Raw genomic sequence first — 18,461 nt, forward strand, 5'->3', positions numbered from 1 at the left:
ATCCCATGTCGAAAGGTGCAGGAATTGGCCACAGCAGGATCGATGCAGACGCGGCCCCCGCGGCTCCCGTCCACCCGCGAGTCGCGCCCCGCGCTGATCGGCCTCGCGCTGGTGCTGATCGTCGGCGGCGCGCTCGCGTCGGCGTACCTCGCCGTCATCGCGGGGCACCGGGCGGAGTTCGTCCAGGTGCGCACCGAGATCGCGCAGGGCCAGAAGATCACCAAGGCGGACCTGCAGACCGTCAGCCTCCCGCAGGGGTACGACGGCGGCATCCCTGCCGACCAGGAGGACTCCCTCGTGGGTCAGTCGACGACGGTCCGCCTGCTCGCCGGCACGGTCCTGACCCCGGCGATGGTCTCGAAGACGGGCGGCATCGCGGCCGACCAGGCGCAGGTGGCGCTGAACGTCGACCCGATGACCGCGCAGGGCATGCACCCGGGCGACCGCGTGCTCATCTACGTCGAGGACGACGACGGCGGCACGCACACGGTGGACGGCGAGCTGCTCGCGATCGGGAAGAGCCAGGACGGCGGCATCACCGGCACGTCCAGCTCCGAGGTCCCCATCAAGGTGCTCATCAGCAGGCAGTGCCTGACGGCCGTGTCGCAGGGGATCATCGGCAACAAGTTCGCCGTCTCGCAGACCGGCGGATCGGGCGACCTGGGCTGCGGAGGGCAGTGACGCCATGTCGCTGATCTCCGTCGCCTCGGCCAAGGGGTCGCCGGGTGTCACCACCGCGACCCTGCTGCTCGGGGCGCTCTGGCCCCGTCCTTGCGTCGTCGCCGAGTGCGACGCCGCGGGTGGTGACATCGCGCTGCGGATGCCGTCGGAGCAGGGCCAGCCGCTGACCCCGGACGCCGGGCTGGTGGCGCTGTCCGCCGCGGGGCGCAAGGCGATGCACGCCGGTCTGATCGAGCAGCACACCCAACACATCGTGGGTGGCCTGGGAGTCCTCACCGGCGTGAGCCTCCCCGAGCAGGCCGGCGGGCTGGCGTGGCCGGACCTGGCGCAGCTGTTCGGCAGCGCGCCGGGCACCGACGTCCTCGCCGACCTCGGCCGGATCGGGGGATCGACCCCGCAGAACGCGATGCTCGCGACGAGCAGCCTGGTCGTGCTCGTGACCGACGCCGTGCCGAGCAACGTCATCCACCTGCGGGAGCGGGCGGCGCGCGTGCACCAGAACCTGGGCGGCGCGATGGCCGCCCCGATCCACGTCGTGGTGGTCGCCGGCACCAAGCGGGCGCGCGCCGTGAAGGAGGTGCGCGAGTCGTTGGAGCGCTCGCGGGTGCCCTTCGAGGACGTGCACCACCTCGCGCACGACCCGGTCGGCGCCAACTTCTTCCTCGGCCAGGTCCAGGGCCGACCGGATCGGACCGCCCTCGTCCGCTCGGCGGGCTCGATCGTCGACCGGCTGGCCGCGCGGACCGCGAACGCCTTCGTGGCCACCGAGCCCGTCGGCGTACCGGCTCCGGAGGTGACGCCGTGATCGACCACGACCTGGTCCGGACCCTGCGCAGCCAGGTGGCCGAACGCCTCAACGAGCAGCGGCGCCGCGACGCGGCGTCCGGGGTCTCGCCGATGAGCGCCGAGGACGAGCGTGAGTTCGCCCGATCGCTCATCGTGCAGGTCCTGGAGGACCACGCCCGCTTCGAGGTGTCCGACGGCCGCCGGCCGCCGACCCCCGCCGACGAGCGGGACATCGCCTCGGCCATCCACTCGGCGCTGTTCGGCGTCGGCCGGCTGCAGCCGCTGCTGGAGGACCCCAACGTCGAGAACGTCGACATCAACGGCTTCGACCAGGTCTTCGTGCAGTACGGCGACGGCCGCGAGGAGCGGCACCCGCCGGTGGCCGAGAGCGACGAGGAGCTCGTGGAGCTCATCCAGGTGCTCGCCGCGCACTCCGGCCTGTCCAGCCGGCCCTTCGACGCCGCCAACCCCGAGCTCGACCTCCGGCTCCCGGACGGCTCGCGGCTCTCCGCGGTGATGCAGGTCTGCGCGCGTCCCTCGATCTCGGTCCGCAAGGCGCGGCTGGGCCGGGTGTTCCTCGACCAGCTCGTCGAGAACGGGACGATGGACGAGGAGATCTGCAGCTTCCTCAAGGCGGCGGTTCGGGCGCGCAAGAACATCATGATCGCCGGCGCCACGAACGCCGGGAAGACCACGATGCTGCGGGCGCTCGCCAACGAGATCCCGCCCCACGAGCGGCTCATCACCGTCGAGCGCGCCCTCGAGCTCGGTCTGGGGGAGTACGCCGACCTCCACCCGAACGTCGTACCGCTGGAGGAGCGGCTGCCGAACGCCGAGGGCGTCGGTGGGGTGTCGATGGCCGACCTGGTCCGCCGCTCGCTGCGCATGAACCCCTCGCGCGTCATCGTCGGTGAGGTCCTGGGCGACGAGATCGTGACGATGCTCAACGCGATGACCCAGGGCAACGACGGCTCGCTGTCGACCATCCACGCGAACTCCTCGCTCGAGGTGTTCTCCCGGATCGGCACCTACGCGATCCAGGCCCGCGAGCGGCTCCCGCTCGAGGCCTCCTCGCTGCTCATCGCCGGAGCGCTCGACTTCGTCGTGTTCGTCCGCAAGCGCAACGACGGCCCGGAGGGCGGCGGCCAGGTGCGCGTGGTCGAGAGCATCCGCGAGATCGTCGGCCACGACGGCCAGGTGATGTCGAGCGAGGTGTTCGCGCCCGGCCCGGACGGGCGTGCGGTCGCCCACGCCCCGATCGCCTGTATCGCCGAGCTGGCCGAGCACGGCTACGCGTCCTTCGCACACGGGGGCTGGGCGTGATCGAGGCCTGGCGCATCCCGCTCGCGGTCACCGCCGGTGCGGCGGTGGGCGTCGGCGCGGCGATGCTGCTGCTCGGCATGCACCGCCGCCCGCCGGCCGCCGCCACCCCGGGCCGTCGCTCCTTCACGGTGAGCCCGGGGCGGATGCGGCGGCTCGCTGTCGGTGTTGTGGTGGGCCTGGTCATCCTGGTGCTGACCCGGTGGATCGTGCTGGCGGTGGTCGCCGCCGTCGTGATCGCGTTCTGGGACCGGATCCTCGGTGGTGCCGCCGAGGAGCGCCGTGCCATCGCGCGGGCCGAGGGCCTCGCGGCCTGGATCGAGTCGCTGCGTGACACGATCGCCGGCGCCGTCGGTCTCGAGCAGGCCATCCCGGCCACCGCAGCGAACGCCGCGGCGTCGGTCCGGCCGGCACTCAACCTGCTTGTCGACCGGCTGCGCGTCCGCGAGCCGATGCCCGACGCGCTGGCTGATTTCGCCGACGACCTCGACGACCCGTCCGCCGACCTGGTCGTCGCCGCGCTGATCCTCAACGCCCGGCTGCGCGGCCCCGGTCTGCGCGACGTCCTCACCGCGCTGGCCGAGTCGGCCCGCGACGAGCTCGACGTACGCCGACGGGTCGAGGGGAGTCGGCGCAGCACCCGCCGCAGCGTGCAGATCGTGATCGGCGTGATCGTGGTCGTCGCGGGCTTGCTGGTCCTCCTCAACCGCTCGTACGTCGCTCCCTACCAGTCCGCGATGGGCCAGCTGGTCCTCGCGGTCGTGATCGGCCTGTTCGGTCTCGGCGTCCTCTGGCTGCGACGCCTCTCCGGCGTCGAGGAGGCCGAGCGGTTCCTCGTGGCCGCCCGGTCGCCCCAGCCGACCCGACCCGAGAGGAGCGCCGGATGACCTGGTCGTTGCTCGCCGGCGCCGTCGTCGGCCTCGGGGTGCTGCTCGTCGTGATCGCCCTCAGCCGCCCGGTGCCCGGTGTCGCGGCGACCCTGGCCCGCCTGGAGCGCGCCGGGTCCCGCCGTGCGACGCCCAGGGTCACGGTCGACGGCGCCGCGGGCCGGTTGAACGTCGTACGTGACGGCATCGGGGGGTGGCTGGAGTCCGCAGCGGCCGGACGCGGCTGGCAGCTGATCCGCACCCGTTCCGACCTCGCCGTGATGAACCGGACGCTGCAGCAGCACCTCGGCACGAAGGTCCTGCTCGCGCTGGGCGCGATGGTGTGGTTCCCGTTCGTGGTGTGGGTCAGCGGGTTCGGATCCGGCGGCGTACCCATCGGGGTGGCGCTCGCCGCGGCCGTGGTGGCGTTCTTCTTCCCCGACCTCTCCCTGCACCGCGAGGCGGAGGCCCGGCGCCGCGACTTCCGGCACGTCACGGGCGCCTTCCTCGACCTCGTGGCGATGAACCTCGCCGGCGGCCGCGGCCTGCCCGAGGCGCTGATGGCCGCCTCCTCCTTCGGCGACCACTGGGCGATGGTGCGGTTGCGGCAGTCCATCTCCAACTCGCGCATCCTGGGCATCACGCCGTGGGAGGGGATCGGTCGGCTCGGTGAGGAGCTCGGCATCGACGAGCTGCGCGACCTGGCGTCCTCGCTCGCCCTGGCCGGCGACGAGGGTGCGCGCATCCGCAGCTCGCTCAACGCGCGGGCCGAGAGCATGCGTCGCAAGGAGCTGGTGGAGGTCGAGGGTGACGCGGGCGAGAGCAGCCAGTCGATGCTCATCGCGCAGCTGCTGATGTGCGTCGCCTTCTTGATATTCTTGGCCTACCCGGCAGTCAGCCAGCTCCACTGACTGGTTTGCCGGCTCTCGGGAAGGGAACGAGCACTCCGTGAACCCATTGCTCATCAGCGCGCAGGCCCTCATCGTCCTGGTGCGCGGCCGCGCCGAGCAGGCGCGTCGCGCGGGTGCCAGCCAGCGCGGCGCCACCGCCGTGGAGTGGGCGATCATCTCCGCGATCGTGGTCGGCCTCGCGCTCGTCGTCGCCGGGGTCATCAGGCACGTCGTCACGACGCGCTCCGCCCAGATCGACCAGGGCACCAACGGCTGACCCGCCCACTCTCTCGGGGGATGGCGGTGCGCCAGCGGGGCACGAGTGCCGTCGAGTTCGTCATCGTCGCGCCGGTCTTCCTGCTCCTGGTGTTCACGATCATCGAGGCGGGGCTGTACTTCCACGCCCGCGACACCGCGCAGACCTCCGCACGCGAGGGCGTGTCCGCGCTGCGCCTGGCCGGCACGAACGCCGACCCCGGCTCCTATCGCGCGTACGCCGAGCAGATCGCGACCCAGTTCGCGACCCAGATCGGCGACCTCACCCACGTGACGTCGGTGGCCACCATCGACCAGCACTCCGGTCGGGTGAGCGTGCGGGTGGAGGGCGACGTGGTGCTCCCCGTCGGCGGCACGATGCACATCTCGCAGACCTCCTCGGCGACCCTGGAGCAGTGGCTCCCCGACCTGCGGAACCCGTCGTGAGGCGGTACGACGCCCGCGGCGGCGCCAGCCTCGAGCTCGTGATCCTGGCGCCCTTCCTGCTGGCCCTGCTCATGCTCATCGTGGCCTTCGCCCGGTTCACGCAGGCGAAGGGCCTCGTCGACCAGGCGGCCCGCGACGCCGCCCGTGCGGCTACCGCGCAGAACTCCTTCCACGGTGCCCACACCGCGATCGACACGGCGGTCGCCGACGCCCTCAGGGGCGCGCCGTCCTCGTGCCGGGACAGCGCCGGCGTCGTACCGGACATCCCGCAGCACGCGTTCGACCCGGTGCCGGAGGGCACCACCCGCGTCGACCCGAACCAGCTGCAGTCGATCAGCGTCACGGTGACCTGCGAGGTCGACCTCGGCGACCTGGTGATCCTGCCGCTCGGGAAGAAGCCGATCACCTTCACCTTCACCAGCCCGATGGACAAGTACCGGGGGTACCAGCAGTGAGGGCGCAACGCGGGTCGATCACCCCGTTCGTCGTGATCATCGCGTTCGCCGTGCTGCTGCTCGCCGGGCTCGTCGTCGACGGTGGCGCCCAGATGAACGCGCACGGCCGGGCGATCGCGTACGCGCAGGAGGCGGCGCGGGCGGGCGCGCAGGGGCTGGACCTCCAGGACCCCCGCCTCGACCTCGACTTCAACCTGGCCGAGAAGCTCGCGAACACCTACTGCGCCGAGGCGAAGGCCAAGGACGCCCGGCTCGTCGCCTGCGACGCCACGGTCATCGAGGTCGCCGACAAGACGTCGACCCACAAGGCGGTCGAGGTCCACACGACCGTCACGGTGCCAACGATCCTGCTGAACATGATGGGCTTCCCGTCCCTGTCCGCCTCGGGCACCGCCCTCGCCAGCCCGATGCCCGGCATCACCGGCCCCAACGGCGACATCGTGCCGACGGCGGCGCCGCCCACCCTCGACGTTCCGACCGGGGGCGCGACCCCGCCGACCGCGGGCGGCGGCACCTTCACGATCGGCTGCCCGACCATCACCCTCACCCCGAAGCAGCCCGGCCCCAAGAACACCCAGCACACCAAGGGCCCGAAGCCTCCGAAGCCGTCGACGACCATGAGCTGCCCGACCCATGGGTGACGAGGCCGGAAAGGCGCTCGCTGGTCGGAAGCGCCGTACGACGGGTCCCGGGCTCGTCCTTGCCCTGCTGATCGGCTGCGTATTCACGGCGTGTGGGTCCGGCGGGCCGGGTGGACCGGAAGGCTCCGACTCCACCTCGGCGGGCGGGGGCCCGGTGGAGCGGCCCTACGACACCGCGCAGCAAGCCGCCATGGGCTTCAGCGGCTGGTTCCAGGCGGATGCCACCGACTGCAGCGAACCCCACTTCATCCTCGAGGGTCGACTGCCTCAGCGCTGGCTCGACGCCTACTCGTGCCGGGCGGTCCTCAGCGCTGCCGAGTTCCGCGACCACTGTGAGCCGGGTCCGCTGTTCGCGTCGGGTGCGCCGCACAGCAGCGCGGTGAAGCTGGACGCCGGACGGACGCGTTTCACGATCGCCTGGGGCAGGACCCTTCACTGCGCCGGGAAGAACCACTCCGACAAGGGCACCTATCAGGTCGTCGTGCAGAAGTACGCCGACGGGTGGAGCGTCACGTCGTACAAGATCCTCGCCGGGCCCGGTGCCGGAACCTCGGGTTGAGCGACTAGATTCGGGTTTGCCGTCGTACCGTCTCGGGGAGGACGCAGATCATGGGGTCTCGGGTGACTCGGCATCGTCTTGCGCTGGTCGCGACCGTCGTGGTCGCGGGTTCGGCGCTGTCCGCATGTGGCAGCACCCCCGCACCCACGTCGACCCCGACGCCGGGCGTCGCCACGACCTCGGCCAGCCCGAAGCCGACGGAGACGGCCACGCCGTTGTCGGCCTTCGAGGACCGCGCCCCGGTCCAGGGCCTGCGGGCGTGGGGCACGGCTGCCGGTCGTGCTGTCGACAAGCACGACACCGCCCTCCGCTCGCTCCGGACCTTCACGACGCCCGCTGGGCACGCCGCGTCGCTCGCGCTGCTCCACACCGACCTGACCTCCGGTTATCGCTGGCCCGGCCCGCAGCCGTTCACCCCGACCGAGGTCACGGTGCAGGGAGACGTCGCCTCCGTGGTCGGGTGCTTCCAGACCTCGGGTTGGTCGGTCGACCCCGCCACCCACCACCGGGTCGGGAAACGGATCGTCGGTTCCTACCGGATCGGCATGCGTCGCGTCGGCGGGCGCTGGCGCTTCGACTCGGTCGCCTCGACGCCGGGCAGTTGCAAGAAGGTCGTCGTACGTGAGGTGAAGTGGTGATCAGGAAGATCTTCGCGGCAGCGGCCGCGGCTGGGTTGGCGGCCTTCGTCGCCGCGCCTGCGCACGCCAACTGGGACCCGACCGGGACGAGTTCGTCGCAGTCGCACACCTCCTCGTCGACGTACACGACGAGCTATGACTCCCCGGCGACGGGTGACGGCCAGCCGGCGGTGCACTGCACGGTCTACGCCAACGGCACCGGGATGGGGTCGTACTGCGCGTCGTTGGCCGGAGGCAGCTTCGCGCAGACGCTGCGCGAGCGGTTCGGTGGTCTGCCGTACCAGCGCTGCCGCTACCGCGAGGTGCCCTCGACCTGGTTGGTCCGCCCGAACCCCGACCCCGAGCACGGCCGCTACATGGTCCAGGTCTGCCTCGACGGCATCGACTGGGACACCGTGACGGGTGGCCCGAACCGGCAGATCGATATCAACGTGGTGTGGGTGCCGAACACCCAGGACGTGAGCGACGTGCACAACGCCGCGAACGACTTCATCTGGGGCCTGGTGTCCGGCGATGCCCAGCTGCCGGTGCCGATGCTGGTCACGCACCCCGCCACCCCGGTGGTCGGCGAGCCGACGTACTTCACGATGCGGTGGGTGAATCCCGCGACGCGTGACGTGGTGGCCAAGGGTCCGTACGCCGGCAACGGCGCGGGCGGTCCGTACCAGCGGGTCGAGCTCGGCAACGGCATCGTGATGACCGCGCAGGGCACCGGCATCACCGTGGACCCGAACCAGGTGGACATGAAGCCGGTGCACTGCTCCGCGGACGCGCCGTACGACCCGAGCGCCTCGACCCAGCCCGACGGCGCGTGCTCGATCGCGTTCTCGCGGTCCTCGGCGTCGGCCTCGAGGATGCAGAACCCCGACGACCCGATGCCGGGCGACGTGCGCGACGACGAGTCGTACTACCTGGCGATCACCGTCCACTGGGACGTGAAGTACGGCCGCGGGGCGGCGACGAACACGCTCGGTGACGGCTTCGACATGGTCGTCCACCAGGAGCTCCCGGTCTGGGAGGTCCAGGCGCCCAACCAGCAGCCCCCGCAGGTCTCCATCCACTAGTCCCAGAAGGGTGATCGTCCGATGACGGCCACGGTGTCCCATCGACAGACCCGGCTCCCGTTCCAGGAGCCGCCCCGACGAGGGCCCGGCCAGGTGCTGATGGGGGTCGGCGCACTGGTGGGGACGCTGCTCATCGTGATCGGCGTCCCCGTCGGGCTGCTCGCCGCGTTCGGTCCGCCGTGGCCCAGCGAGTGGCCGACGCTCGCGTGGCTGACGTCGCCCACGACCGGCGAGACGGTCATCGCGATCCTCGCCTTCGTCGTGTGGCTGGCGTGGCTGCACTTCGTGATCTGCCTGGTCGTCGAGGCCGTCACTGCCGTACGCCGCCGGGGGATCGCCCCCGCGGTCCCGTGCGGGTCGATCGGCACCCAGGCGCTGGCCCGCAACCTGGTCCTGGCCGTGCTGGTGCTCGTCGGCTTCACCGCGACCGCCGTCGGGCCGGCGGGCGCCGCCGAGGCACCGCACCCGTCCGGGCAGAACCAGACCACGCACGCCGTGGCAGCGACGCCGACGATCAGCGCCACCGCACGAGACGGACAGCTGCCCGCCGCCGGCCAGACCGAGCGCGCCACCTCGGCCGACGAGCGTGCCGGCCTCACCACGTACTACCAGGTGAAGCCGCCGCAGGGCCGCCACTACGACACGCTCTGGGACATCGCCGACCGGTACCTCGGCAACGGGCTGCGCTACAAGGAGCTCGTCGAGCTGAACCGCGGCCTGCACCAGGCCGATGGCACCGAGCTCACCAACCCCGACCTGATCTACCCGGGCTGGATCCTGCGGATGCCGGCCGACGCGGTCGGTCCCGGCCTGCGCGTCGTCGACCACGCCGGTGCCCTGCCGCAGGTCGTTCCCTCGCTCAGCGGTGGGGAGGCCGGCGGCATCGGTGGAGCAGCCGAGCTGCAGCGGCTCGCCGCCGATCCGACGGCGGCCACCGCCGCGCACGGGGTCGATGCGGTCCGCGGCGTCCACCTCGACGCGGCCTGGTCGCCGCTGTTCGGCGTCGCCGGCGGCCTGGCGATGGGCGGTGCCGCGCTCGCGCTGCGGCGCCGTCGGGCCGCGCGTCCGTTGGGGGAGCTGTGGGGAGCGCGGCTCACCGGTGTCCCGACCGACCCGCCGCCTGACGGCCCCGACGGTCCCGACGGTTCCGATGGTGGGCCGAGCGGTTCCGGCGGCCCGGCGTCGCGACTGCGGGACGAGGCACAGCCGGGCCTCGCGTCCTGGCTCGACCGTGCGCTGCGGTCCTCGGGGATCGGCCTCGGTGTGCCCGCCCCGACGCAGGTGTCGGTGGGGCCGACCGGGCTGGCCATGCTGTTCGCCGGGCCGACCACGGCCGAGCCCCCGGCCGGCTGGACCCGGATCAACGAGCGCGTGTGGGTCGTGGGCACCGACACCGCACTGCCCGGCGGGGGACCGGCCCCGTGTCCCGGCCTGGTGGCGATCGGGAAGCGTCCCGACGGGAGCCTGCTGCTCGTCGACCCCGAGGCCGTGCCCGGTGTCGTGTCGCTCGAGGGCGACGAGGACGTCGCGCGCAGCCTGGCGATGAGCCTGGCGATCGACACCGCGACCCATCCGTGGGCGGACCGGCGTACGGTCACCATGGTCGGGTTCGCCGGGGACCTCACCGGCATCGACGCCGAGACGGTGCACCGTGCCGACGACATCGGGCGGGTGCTCGAGGAGCTGGAGAACCAGGCCCGCTATTACCGCGGCGCGTGCCGCCAGGTGGGCGCGCACAGCGCCCGCGAGGCACGGGTCGGTTCGCCGGGGACCGCCGACTGGACCTACCACCTGGTGGTCTGCTCCGGGCTGCCCTCGCTCACCGAGCTGTCCCGGCTGCACGCTCTCGCCAGCGATGCCCAGGTCCCGCTCGGCGTCGTCGTGATCGGCAACCTCGCGTCCGCCGACCTCCGTCTCGCGGCGCGTGCCGACGGACGGCTCACCTCGCCGCTGCACGCCATCGACGTCGAGGCCCAGCAGGTCGGAGCCGACGCCGTCGCCGCCCTCGCCGACGAGTTCGCGTCGCCCGAGGCGGCCCCGGTGACGCTCGAGGAGTGGGCGTCGTCGCTCGCCGACCCGCCGGCGTACGCGACGGCGACCGACGCCGCCGTCCGCGTCGGTGTGCTCGGACCGGTCGAGGTGCGCGCGCCCGGCGAGGTCGACCAGGACCGGGTCGCCTTCCTCACCGAGCTCGCCGTCTACCTGGCGCTGCACCCGGCCGGGGTGCACGTCAACCGGCTCAGCGCGGCGATGTGGCCCCGCGGGGTGGAGACCGCGACCCGGAACGCGACCCTGCGTCAGCTCGACGCGTGGCTCGGGTCCGCGCCCGATGCCCCCGTCCTCGTCGAGGACGACGGGGTCTGGTCGCTGCGACCGGGCGCCGTCAGCCTGGACTGGAACGAGTTCCGCGGACTCGTGAACGCCGCCGGGGAGCGGCCGACCGACGCGGAACGGCTGCTCGGCCGGGCCCTCGGCCTGGTCCGCGGTCGTCCCTTCTCCGGCACGCCCGACGGGCGCTACGCGTGGCTGGAGACGACGACCCTGGAGGCGGACACCTCGCTGGCCGTCGGCCTGGTCACGCTCGCCGCGTCGGAGCGCGCGGTGGCGCGCGGCGACGCCGACGCCGCCCGGTCGGTGCTGGGTCACGGGTTGGAGACGATGCCCGCGAACGAGGACCTGTGGCGGGCGCGGCTGCGCCTGGAGGCGACGTACGGCGATGCGGACGACCTCCGCGAGGTCGCGGACGCGCTCTACCGGACGCTCGCCGAGGAGGGGTCGTACGGCGCCTCCGGGGAGACCGACGCACTGGTGGCGGAGCTGATCCCGGGCTACCGCTCGGCCGTCGCCTGAATCTTCTCCCGTCCTGCGTTACCCATGACCGGTCATGGGGCAGGCTGGGCGCATGATCACGGTCGACCACCTGACCAAGACCTACGGCGCGTTCACCGCCGTGGACGACGTCAGCTTCCAGTGCCGGCCCGGGCGGGTGACCGGCTTCCTCGGCCCCAACGGCGCCGGCAAGTCCACGACGATGCGCGTGATGGTCGGCCTGACCCCCGCCACCCGCGGCCACGTGACCATCGGTGGTGTCGCGTACGCCGACATCCCAAACCCGGGCCGTCACGTCGGCGTCCTGCTGGACGCGTCGGCCCAGCACGGCGGGCGCACCGGCCGTGAGGTGCTCTCGCTCGCGGCGATGACCATGGGCCTGCCGCGCACGCGCGTCGACCAGCTCCTGGAGGTCGTCGGGCTGTCGCCCGCGGAGGCCAGGCGTCGGCTGCGCAACTACTCGCTGGGCATGAAGCAGCGCCTCGGCATCGCGCACGCGCTGCTCGGCGACCCGCAGGTGCTGATCCTCGACGAGCCGGCGAACGGCCTCGACCCGGCCGGCATCCGGTGGATGCGGGGCCTGCTCAAGGAGTACGCCGATCGCGGCGGCACCGTCCTGCTCTCCAGCCACCTGCTCAACGAGGTCGAGCTGATCGCCGACGAGATGATCCTCATCGGCCACGGGCGCATCGTCGCCCAGGGCGACAAGCAGAGCCTGCTCGCGCACCGGACGGGCGCCGCCACGTCACTGGTCACCTCGCTCGACAACCACGGGCTGGCCACCGCCCTCGCCGCCGCCGGCATGACGGTCCAGCCGCGCGGGGCCGGCCTGCAGGTCGGCGGCACGACCGAGCAGGTGGGGCGGGTCGCGCTCGCGGCGCAGGTCGTCCTGACCGACCTCCGCGACGGTGGCGCCAGCCTGGAGGACCTGTTCCTGGAGCTCACCTCAGCGACCCAGCGCGACGCGATCGGAGCCACGGCATGACCAGCACGTCCGGCGCACCCGCGCTCACCCTCGACCTGTCCCAGTCCGCGGCCGTCCCGTTCTGGAGGCTGGTCCGCGTCGAGTTCCGCAAGTCCTACGACACGCGGGCCGGCATGTGGCTGCTCATCACCATCGGCATCATCGTCGCCCTCGTCGAGTCGGGCGTGCTGATCATGCAGCTCGTCCACCCCGGCGTCGTCTACTTCACGGACTTCTCGATGATCGCCGGCGGCATCACGTCCCTGCTGCTGCCCGTCCTCGGGATCCTGCTCGTGACGAGCGAGTGGAGCCAGCGCAGCGCCATGGTCAGCTTCGCGCTGGAGCCGCGCCGGGCCAGGATCGTCCTGGCCAAGTGGCTCGTCGCCGTGATCTGGGTGCTCGTGACGCTGGTCGCGATGTTCCTGATCGCCCTCGTCACCACGGGCATCAGCGCGGCTGCGCAGCCGGACTACACGTTCTGGACGGGCTACTCGCAGGGCACGCCGCACATCGCGGAGTTCATGGTCATGCAGGTCGTGACGATGACGATCGGCTTCGCCTTCGCCTCGTTGCTGCTGAACACCCCGGCCGCGCTCGTCCTGTTCTTCCTCTACTGGTACCTGCTGCCCGTCGTGCTCGGGGCCGTCGGCTCCATCTCGGACGGCCTGTCGAGGGCGATGGACTGGATCAACTTCCAGTCGGCCGTGCAGCCGTTCCTCGACGGAACGATCTCGACCGGGGAGGAGTGGGGCAAGATCCTGCTCTCCGGGCTGATCTGGATCGGCGTGCCGCTGGCGTTCGGCATCGCACGGATCCTGCGCGCCGAGGTGAAGTAGTCACCGATCATTGCCGGACACGTCACCTGAGCGTGACCGTCCGCTACCCGGGACCGCCACTCTTTCGGCTGTGACGAGCAGCTACCTGCGGTTCGCGGCACTGGGTGACTCGACGACGGTCGGCATCGGCGACCGCGTGCACGGCGGGGCGTGGCGAGGATGGGCCCGCCTGCTCGCGGAGTCGCTCGGGGCGTCGTACGACGTGTCCTTCTGCAACCTCGCCGTCTCCGGCGCGACGACCACGGTGGTGCGCGAGCAGCAGCTCGCGGCCGCCGTGACGCACCGGCCCCAGCTCGCGTCGGTCGTGGTCGGCATGAACGACACGCTGCGCTCCACCTGGGACCCGGTCCGGGTGCGTGACGACCTCTTCGCGATCGGCGGTCGGCTCGCGACCGAGGGGGCGACGCTGCTGACGATCCGCTTCCACGACCACGGCGAGGTGCTCGGCCTCCCGGGCTTCCTGCGGCGGCCCCTGAAGGCGCGCATCGACCGGGTCAACGCGGTCTACGACGAGCTGCACGAGGTGTACGGCGGGCTGCGGCTCGACCTCGCCGGGCGGGCCGAGCTGGCGCGTCGCGAGTGCTGGTCCGTCGACCGCTTCCACCCCTCCGAGATCGGGCACCGGGCGCTGGCCATCGCGATGGCCGAGGTGCTGCGGGCGGGCGGGTTCGACGTCGTACCTCCAGGGGCGGAACCGTGCGGCGGCGTACCGCGGACCTGGCGCGGCGACGCCGCGTGGATGCTCGCGGAGGGTGCTCCGTGGGTCGGGCGGCGGGCCCGCGACCTCGGGCCGTGGGCCGTCCGGAGAGCGGTCGCGGCCGCTCGCTAGTGTCGGCGGCATGACGACCCGCGAGGACGGCCGCGCCGACGACGAGCTGCGCCCGATCAAGATCACCCGCAACTGGCTCGACCACCCCGCCGGATCGGTGCTGGTGGAGTTCGGCCGCACCCGCGTGCTGTGCTGCGCGTCGGCGTCGGAGGGTGTTCCGCGGTGGCGCAAGGGCTCCGGGCTCGGCTGGGTCACGGCGGAGTACTCCATGCTCCCGGCCTCGACCAACACCCGCTCGGACCGCGAGTCGGTCAAGGGCCGGATCGGTGGCCGCACCCATGAGATCTCCCGGCTGATCGGTCGCTCGCTGCGCGCGATCATCGACGACAAGGCGCTGGGCGAGAACACCATCCAGATCGACTGCGACGTGCTGCAGGCCGACGGCGGCACGCGCACCGCCGCCATCACCGGTGCGTACGTCGCCCTGGCCGACGCGTGCGCGAAGCTCGGTGTGCCCGGTGCGCTCACCGGTTCCGTGGCCGCCGTCTCGGTCGGGATCATCGACGGTGTCCCGCGGCTGGACCTCCCGTACGTCGAGGACGTGCGCGCCGAGACCGACATGAACATCGTGATGACCGGCGACGGCAAGTTCGTCGAGGTGCAGGGCACGGCCGAGGGCGCGGCGTTCGACCGCTCCGAGCTGGACGCCCTGCTCGCGCTCGGCGAGAAGGGCTGCGCAGACCTGACCCGGTTGCAGCACCAGGCGCTGGCGGAGTAGTCCGGTGATCGAGCCTGTCGAGATCCTCGTCGCCTCGGGCAACGCGAAGAAGGTCGAGGAGATGCAGCGGATCCTCGCGGCCCACCTCGACGACGTCGAGGTGCTGGGTCTCGGTGACGTGGCGGCGTACGACGAGCCCGTCGAGGACGAGCCCACCTTCGCCGGTAACGCGCTGCTCAAGGCGCGGGCCGGGGTCGCGGCGACCGGCCTCGCCACGATCGCCGACGACAGCGGGCTGTGCGTCGACGCCCTCAACGGCATGCCGGGCGTGCTCTCGGCGCGGTGGAGCGGGCGTCCGAAGTCGGACCAGCGCAACAACGAGCTGCTGCTGGACCAGCTCCTCGACGTACCGGACGAGCGGCGTACGGCGCACTTCACCTGCGCCGTCGCCTTGGTGCTCCCCGACGGCCGGGAGCTCGTGGTCGAGGGCCGGATGGACGGCCGCGTGATCCGCGAGGTCCGGGGGACCGGTGGCTTCGGCTACGACGTGCTCTTCGAGGCCGACGACCACCCGGGTGTCACGACGGCCGAGCTGTCGAAGGACGACAAGGACGCCATCTCGCACCGGGGCCGGGCGCTGCGCGAGATCGCGCCACAGGTCGCCGCACTGCTGGGCGGGGCGTGAGCGCCATGCGCATCCGCCCGCTCATCGCCCGGACCGTGCTGAAGCTGACCCGCTGGAAGCTGGTCGGCGTGGTGCCCCGCCGCGGCATCCTGGTCGGGGCCCCGCACACCTCCAACTGGGACTTCATCGCGATGCTGGCGATCGCCTGGAGCAGCGGCGTGCAGCCGCAGGTCCTGATCAAGGAGTCGTTCTTCAAGGGGCCGCTCGGGCCGCTGCTGCGGGCGCTGGGCGGCATCCCGCTCGACCGCTCCGACCCGGGGCCGACCATCCGCGCCATGCTCGACGGCGCCGACGACTCCTTCCTGCTCTGCCTCGCGGCCGAGGGCACCCGGTCGAAGGGGGAGTACTGGAAGTCGGGGTTTCTGCGGATCTCCCAGCAGACCGGCCTCCCGGTCTCCCTCGGCTTCGTCGACGGTCCCACCCGCACGATGGGGATGGGTCCGACCTTCACCCCGTCCGGCGACGTGGCCGCCGACATGGACCTGGTGCGGGCCTTCTACGCCGACAAGCACGGCTTCAAGCCCGAGAACCGGACCGAGCCGCGGTTGCGGGAAGAGGGCTGAGTGCCGAAGGGGGGACTCGAACCCCCACGCCCGGAGGCACCAGATCCTAAGTCTGGCGCGTATGCCAATTTCGCCACTTCGGCTTGAAGCGCCTCGAGTCTAGGAGACCCCGGGTCAGCTCCAGGACCAGCCCGCGAGGAACGAGTCGAAGACAGCGCTCTCGCCGGTGTCGCCGTCGAGGTAGGTGAACACGATCGTGTAGCCGGTGCCGTCGTGGACGACCAGGTACGCCGTCTGCTGCAGCGTGCCGTTGCTGCTGGAGCGGGTGACCGAGGCGCCGATCGCCTTCTCCCCGTCGATCTGCCGGTCGGCGATCTCGGTGAGGTTGGCAGTCGCGTCGGAGTTGCGCAGTCCGTGCTCCCAGCCCGAGCGCACGTCCTCCGGGTCGCTGACGCCGAACGACTTCGAGATCGCGATGGCGACGTTCGCGGTCGAGGCGGGGATGGAGCCGGCGTTCACGGCGATCTTGTCGAGCTTGGCCGAGACGGACGGATCGTTAGCGGTCTGGTCCGTCCAGCCCTGCGGCATCGCGACCGTGTACCCGTCGCCCGACAGCGTCGCTCCGGCGGAGGCCGGTGTGGAGGTGTCGGTCGTCGAGGTGGTGGAGGTCGTCGGGTGCGACGGACCCGCCGTGTCCCCGCCGCTGTTGGCGATCAGCAGGGCCGCGCCGATGCCGCCGCCCAGCAGCACCACCGCGCCGACGACGAGCCCGATCACCAGGCCGGTGTTGCTCCTTCGGGGCGGGGGCGGCGTCTGCCAGGAGCCGTACGTCGGAGCGGCCTGCCAGGTGGGCTGCCCGTACGACGCCGGCGGGCTCGTCACCGGCGGGCTCGCCACCGGCGGGCTCGTCAGCGGCGGGGGCGGGGGACTCATCACGGGCGGGGCCTGCGGTGCCGGCGGCAGGGGAGGGGCGGACGGCCCCGTGCCCGGGTCGAGGCTCTGCACGAGCTGCGCCGGCACCCGGCCGAGCGCGAAGCCCAGGACCCCGCACGCCCACTGGCAGCCGCGGGTGTCGCTGCTGCCGCGGTCGCGCGCCAGCCGCTGGCCCGAGGACTCGACGGCGGCCTGCACCTGGGCACCGCTGTCGAGCATGCCGAGCATGCCGTCCACCGCACCGAGCCGCACGGCGTCGGTGAGCAGGTTGATGGTGCCCGAGCTCGCCGTACCCTCGTCCAGGTAGTCGTCCAGGGCCGCGCGGAAGGTCGCGGGGTCGCGGAACAGCGCGGTCCCACGGTCGCGGGCCAGGTCCGCGAGGGCGGCGGCGAGCTGCATCGGATCAGATCCCGAGGTCGCGGCGGAGCTTGGCGACGTGGCCGGTGGCCTTGACGTTGTACTGCGCGAGCTCGATCTTGCCGTCCTCGCCGACCACGAAGGTGGAGCGGATGACGCCCTCGACGGTCTTGCCGTACAGCTTCTTCTCGCCGTACGCCGCATACGCCTTGTGCACCGCGAGGTCAGGGTCGGACAGCAGCGTGATCGTCAGGCCGTCGCGCTCGCGGAACTTGGCGAGCTTCGCGGGGCTGTCCTTGGAGATGCCGAGCACCGTGTAGCCGGCCGCCTTGAGCGGGTCCAGGGAGTCGGTGAAGTCGCAGGCCTGCTTGGTGCAGCCCGGTGTCATCGCCGCCGGGTAGAAGTAGACGATCACTTGTCCGTCTGCGCGGGCCGACGCGAGGGAGACCTCCGCGCCGGTGTCGTCGGTCAGGGTGAAGTCGGGGGCCGTGTCGCCGGGGCCGAGGCGTGCGCTCATGGACACAGCATCCCATTGGTAGCCTGCCTACGTGACCAACCCATCGGACATCGAGCGTGAGATCGAAGAGGCCCGCGACCGCCTCGCCAACACCATCGACCAGCTGGTGTACCGATCGAGCCCCAAGACCGTCGTCGGGCGTGAGGTCGCGGCCGTCAAGGCGTACTACGTCGCCGCCGACGGGCAGCCGCGCACCGACAACATCCTGAAGACCGTCGGCGGAGTGGTCGGCGTGATCGCCGCGTTCGTGGTGATCCGCAAGCTCGTCAAGTGAGCTCCTACGAGGTGGCCGACGCCACCCCGGCAGGAACCGACAAGACGCCGATCAAGATGCTGCACGACCGCATCCTGTGCGAGGTCGACGACGAGGCGGGCGAGCGCAGGTCCGCGGGCGGCATCGTGATCCCGGCGACCGCCGCGATGGGCGCCAAGCGGCTGGCCTGGTCGCGGGTGGTCGCGGTCGGCCCGCACGCGCGAGCCGTCGAGAAGGGCGACCGGGTCCTCTACGACCCCGAGGACAAGGCCGAGGTCGAGGTCCACGGCGAGGTCTACGTCGTCATGCGTGAACGGGACATCCACGCGGTCGCCGCCGACCGGCTGGCCGACGAGGCCGCCGGCCTCTACCTGTAGACGCCGCACCGGACGAGGTCGGCGCAAACCTGGGGAAAGACGGCGAGTCCGCCCGCCCAGCGGCTACCGTCGCGGGAGCGATCCACACGAAGTTTCGGGAGGGGCCATGGCGGGGCCG

Annotated in this window: 23 protein-coding genes and 1 tRNA gene; 21 read left to right on the forward strand and 3 right to left on the reverse strand. The window is 72.1% G+C overall.

Annotated elements, in window-relative coordinates; all coding sequences use genetic code 11:
• Positions 1-42 precede the first annotated feature (42 nt).
• From ACYVAQ_RS15055 to ACYVAQ_RS15145, 19 genes are all read left to right on the forward strand, one after another.
• Positions 43-681, forward strand: a complete 639-nt coding sequence (locus ACYVAQ_RS15055) for an SAF domain-containing protein (protein WP_460791031.1) — start codon at positions 43-45, stop codon at positions 679-681.
• Between the two features lie 4 nt (positions 682-685).
• The gene (locus ACYVAQ_RS15060; protein WP_460791033.1) at positions 686-1,486 is read left to right on the forward strand and encodes a hypothetical protein; all 801 of its coding nucleotides are present in this window, start codon (positions 686-688) and stop codon (positions 1,484-1,486) included.
• Positions 1,483-2,790 (forward strand): CpaF family protein, encoded by a 1,308-nt coding sequence (locus ACYVAQ_RS15065; protein ID WP_460791035.1) that lies wholly within the window; start codon positions 1,483-1,485, stop codon positions 2,788-2,790. The genes ACYVAQ_RS15060 and ACYVAQ_RS15065 overlap by 4 nt, the downstream gene beginning before the upstream one ends.
• Positions 2,787-3,674, forward strand: coding sequence for a type II secretion system F family protein (locus tag ACYVAQ_RS15070; protein ID WP_460791037.1), 888 nt, complete (start codon positions 2,787-2,789; stop codon positions 3,672-3,674). Before ACYVAQ_RS15065 ends, ACYVAQ_RS15070 begins: the two co-directional genes overlap by 4 nt.
• Positions 3,671-4,564, forward strand: a complete 894-nt coding sequence (locus ACYVAQ_RS15075) for a type II secretion system F family protein (protein WP_460791041.1) — start codon at positions 3,671-3,673, stop codon at positions 4,562-4,564. Before ACYVAQ_RS15070 ends, ACYVAQ_RS15075 begins: the two co-directional genes overlap by 4 nt.
• Before the next feature lie 37 nt (positions 4,565-4,601).
• The gene (locus ACYVAQ_RS15080) at positions 4,602-4,820 is read left to right on the forward strand and encodes a hypothetical protein (RefSeq protein ID WP_460791044.1); all 219 of its coding nucleotides are present in this window, start codon (positions 4,602-4,604) and stop codon (positions 4,818-4,820) included.
• Positions 4,821-4,840: 20 nt separating this feature from the next.
• Positions 4,841-5,245 carry a TadE family protein gene (locus ACYVAQ_RS15085; RefSeq protein ID WP_460791048.1) on the forward strand — a complete coding sequence of 135 codons (405 nt, stop codon included), beginning with the start codon at positions 4,841-4,843 and terminating at the stop codon, positions 5,243-5,245.
• Entirely contained in the window at positions 5,242-5,700 is a 459-nt protein-coding gene (locus tag ACYVAQ_RS15090) for a TadE/TadG family type IV pilus assembly protein (RefSeq protein WP_460791052.1), read from the forward strand. Before ACYVAQ_RS15085 ends, ACYVAQ_RS15090 begins: the two co-directional genes overlap by 4 nt.
• Entirely contained in the window at positions 5,697-6,341 is a 645-nt protein-coding gene (locus ACYVAQ_RS15095) for a Tad domain-containing protein (RefSeq protein ID WP_460791055.1), read from the forward strand. Before ACYVAQ_RS15090 ends, ACYVAQ_RS15095 begins: the two co-directional genes overlap by 4 nt.
• On the forward strand, positions 6,334-6,900 hold the full coding sequence (locus ACYVAQ_RS15100; RefSeq protein ID WP_460791057.1) for a hypothetical protein: 567 nt from the start codon (positions 6,334-6,336) through the stop codon (positions 6,898-6,900). The genes ACYVAQ_RS15095 and ACYVAQ_RS15100 overlap by 8 nt, the downstream gene beginning before the upstream one ends.
• A gap of 62 nt (positions 6,901-6,962) precedes the next feature.
• Positions 6,963-7,538 carry a hypothetical protein gene (locus tag ACYVAQ_RS15105; RefSeq protein ID WP_460791060.1) on the forward strand — a complete coding sequence of 192 codons (576 nt, stop codon included), beginning with the start codon at positions 6,963-6,965 and terminating at the stop codon, positions 7,536-7,538.
• Positions 7,535-8,602, forward strand: coding sequence for a hypothetical protein (locus ACYVAQ_RS15110; protein ID WP_460791063.1), 1,068 nt, complete (start codon positions 7,535-7,537; stop codon positions 8,600-8,602). Before ACYVAQ_RS15105 ends, ACYVAQ_RS15110 begins: the two co-directional genes overlap by 4 nt.
• A gap of 21 nt (positions 8,603-8,623) precedes the next feature.
• Positions 8,624-11,452: a LysM peptidoglycan-binding domain-containing protein gene (locus ACYVAQ_RS15115; protein ID WP_460791066.1), complete on the forward strand. Its 2,829-nt coding sequence runs from the start codon at positions 8,624-8,626 to the stop codon at positions 11,450-11,452.
• Positions 11,453-11,504: 52 nt separating this feature from the next.
• Positions 11,505-12,416, forward strand: coding sequence for an ABC transporter ATP-binding protein (locus tag ACYVAQ_RS15120; protein WP_460791068.1), 912 nt, complete (start codon positions 11,505-11,507; stop codon positions 12,414-12,416).
• Positions 12,413-13,231 carry an ABC transporter permease gene (locus tag ACYVAQ_RS15125; RefSeq protein ID WP_460791072.1) on the forward strand — a complete coding sequence of 273 codons (819 nt, stop codon included), beginning with the start codon at positions 12,413-12,415 and terminating at the stop codon, positions 13,229-13,231. The genes ACYVAQ_RS15120 and ACYVAQ_RS15125 overlap by 4 nt, the downstream gene beginning before the upstream one ends.
• Positions 13,232-13,301: 70 nt before the next feature.
• Entirely contained in the window at positions 13,302-14,060 is a 759-nt protein-coding gene (locus ACYVAQ_RS15130; RefSeq protein WP_460791074.1) for an SGNH/GDSL hydrolase family protein, read from the forward strand.
• Between the two features lie 10 nt (positions 14,061-14,070).
• Positions 14,071-14,778 (forward strand): ribonuclease PH, encoded by a 708-nt coding sequence (gene rph, locus ACYVAQ_RS15135; protein ID WP_460791075.1) that lies wholly within the window; start codon positions 14,071-14,073, stop codon positions 14,776-14,778.
• A 4-nt stretch (positions 14,779-14,782) separates the two neighbouring features.
• Positions 14,783-15,403 carry an RdgB/HAM1 family non-canonical purine NTP pyrophosphatase gene (rdgB, locus tag ACYVAQ_RS15140; RefSeq protein WP_460791076.1) on the forward strand — a complete coding sequence of 207 codons (621 nt, stop codon included), beginning with the start codon at positions 14,783-14,785 and terminating at the stop codon, positions 15,401-15,403.
• A 5-nt stretch (positions 15,404-15,408) separates the two neighbouring features.
• Positions 15,409-15,966 carry a 1-acyl-sn-glycerol-3-phosphate acyltransferase gene (locus tag ACYVAQ_RS15145; RefSeq protein WP_460791390.1) on the forward strand — a complete coding sequence of 186 codons (558 nt, stop codon included), beginning with the start codon at positions 15,409-15,411 and terminating at the stop codon, positions 15,964-15,966.
• A gap of 1 nt (position 15,967) precedes the next feature.
• On the opposite strand, the gene ACYVAQ_RS15150 is transcribed toward ACYVAQ_RS15145, so the two are convergent.
• From ACYVAQ_RS15150 to bcp, 3 genes are all read right to left on the reverse strand, one after another.
• A tRNA-Leu gene (locus ACYVAQ_RS15150) sits at positions 15,968-16,049 on the reverse strand.
• Between the two features lie 31 nt (positions 16,050-16,080).
• Entirely contained in the window at positions 16,081-17,238 is a 1,158-nt protein-coding gene (locus ACYVAQ_RS15155) for a hypothetical protein (RefSeq protein WP_460791078.1), read from the reverse strand.
• Between the two features lie 4 nt (positions 17,239-17,242).
• Entirely contained in the window at positions 17,243-17,713 is a 471-nt protein-coding gene (bcp, locus tag ACYVAQ_RS15160) for a thioredoxin-dependent thiol peroxidase (protein ID WP_460791080.1), read from the reverse strand.
• Between the two features lie 31 nt (positions 17,714-17,744).
• Between bcp and ACYVAQ_RS15165 the strand changes: the two genes are divergently transcribed.
• Both ACYVAQ_RS15165 and ACYVAQ_RS15170 read left to right on the forward strand, forming a co-directional pair.
• Positions 17,745-17,987 carry a DUF3618 domain-containing protein gene (locus tag ACYVAQ_RS15165; RefSeq protein ID WP_460791082.1) on the forward strand — a complete coding sequence of 81 codons (243 nt, stop codon included), beginning with the start codon at positions 17,745-17,747 and terminating at the stop codon, positions 17,985-17,987.
• Between the two features lie 56 nt (positions 17,988-18,043).
• Entirely contained in the window at positions 18,044-18,343 is a 300-nt protein-coding gene (locus ACYVAQ_RS15170) for a GroES family chaperonin (RefSeq protein ID WP_460791391.1), read from the forward strand.
• The last annotated feature ends 118 nt before the right edge of the window (positions 18,344-18,461 follow it).

This window comes from Nocardioides maradonensis, assembly GCF_054777115.1.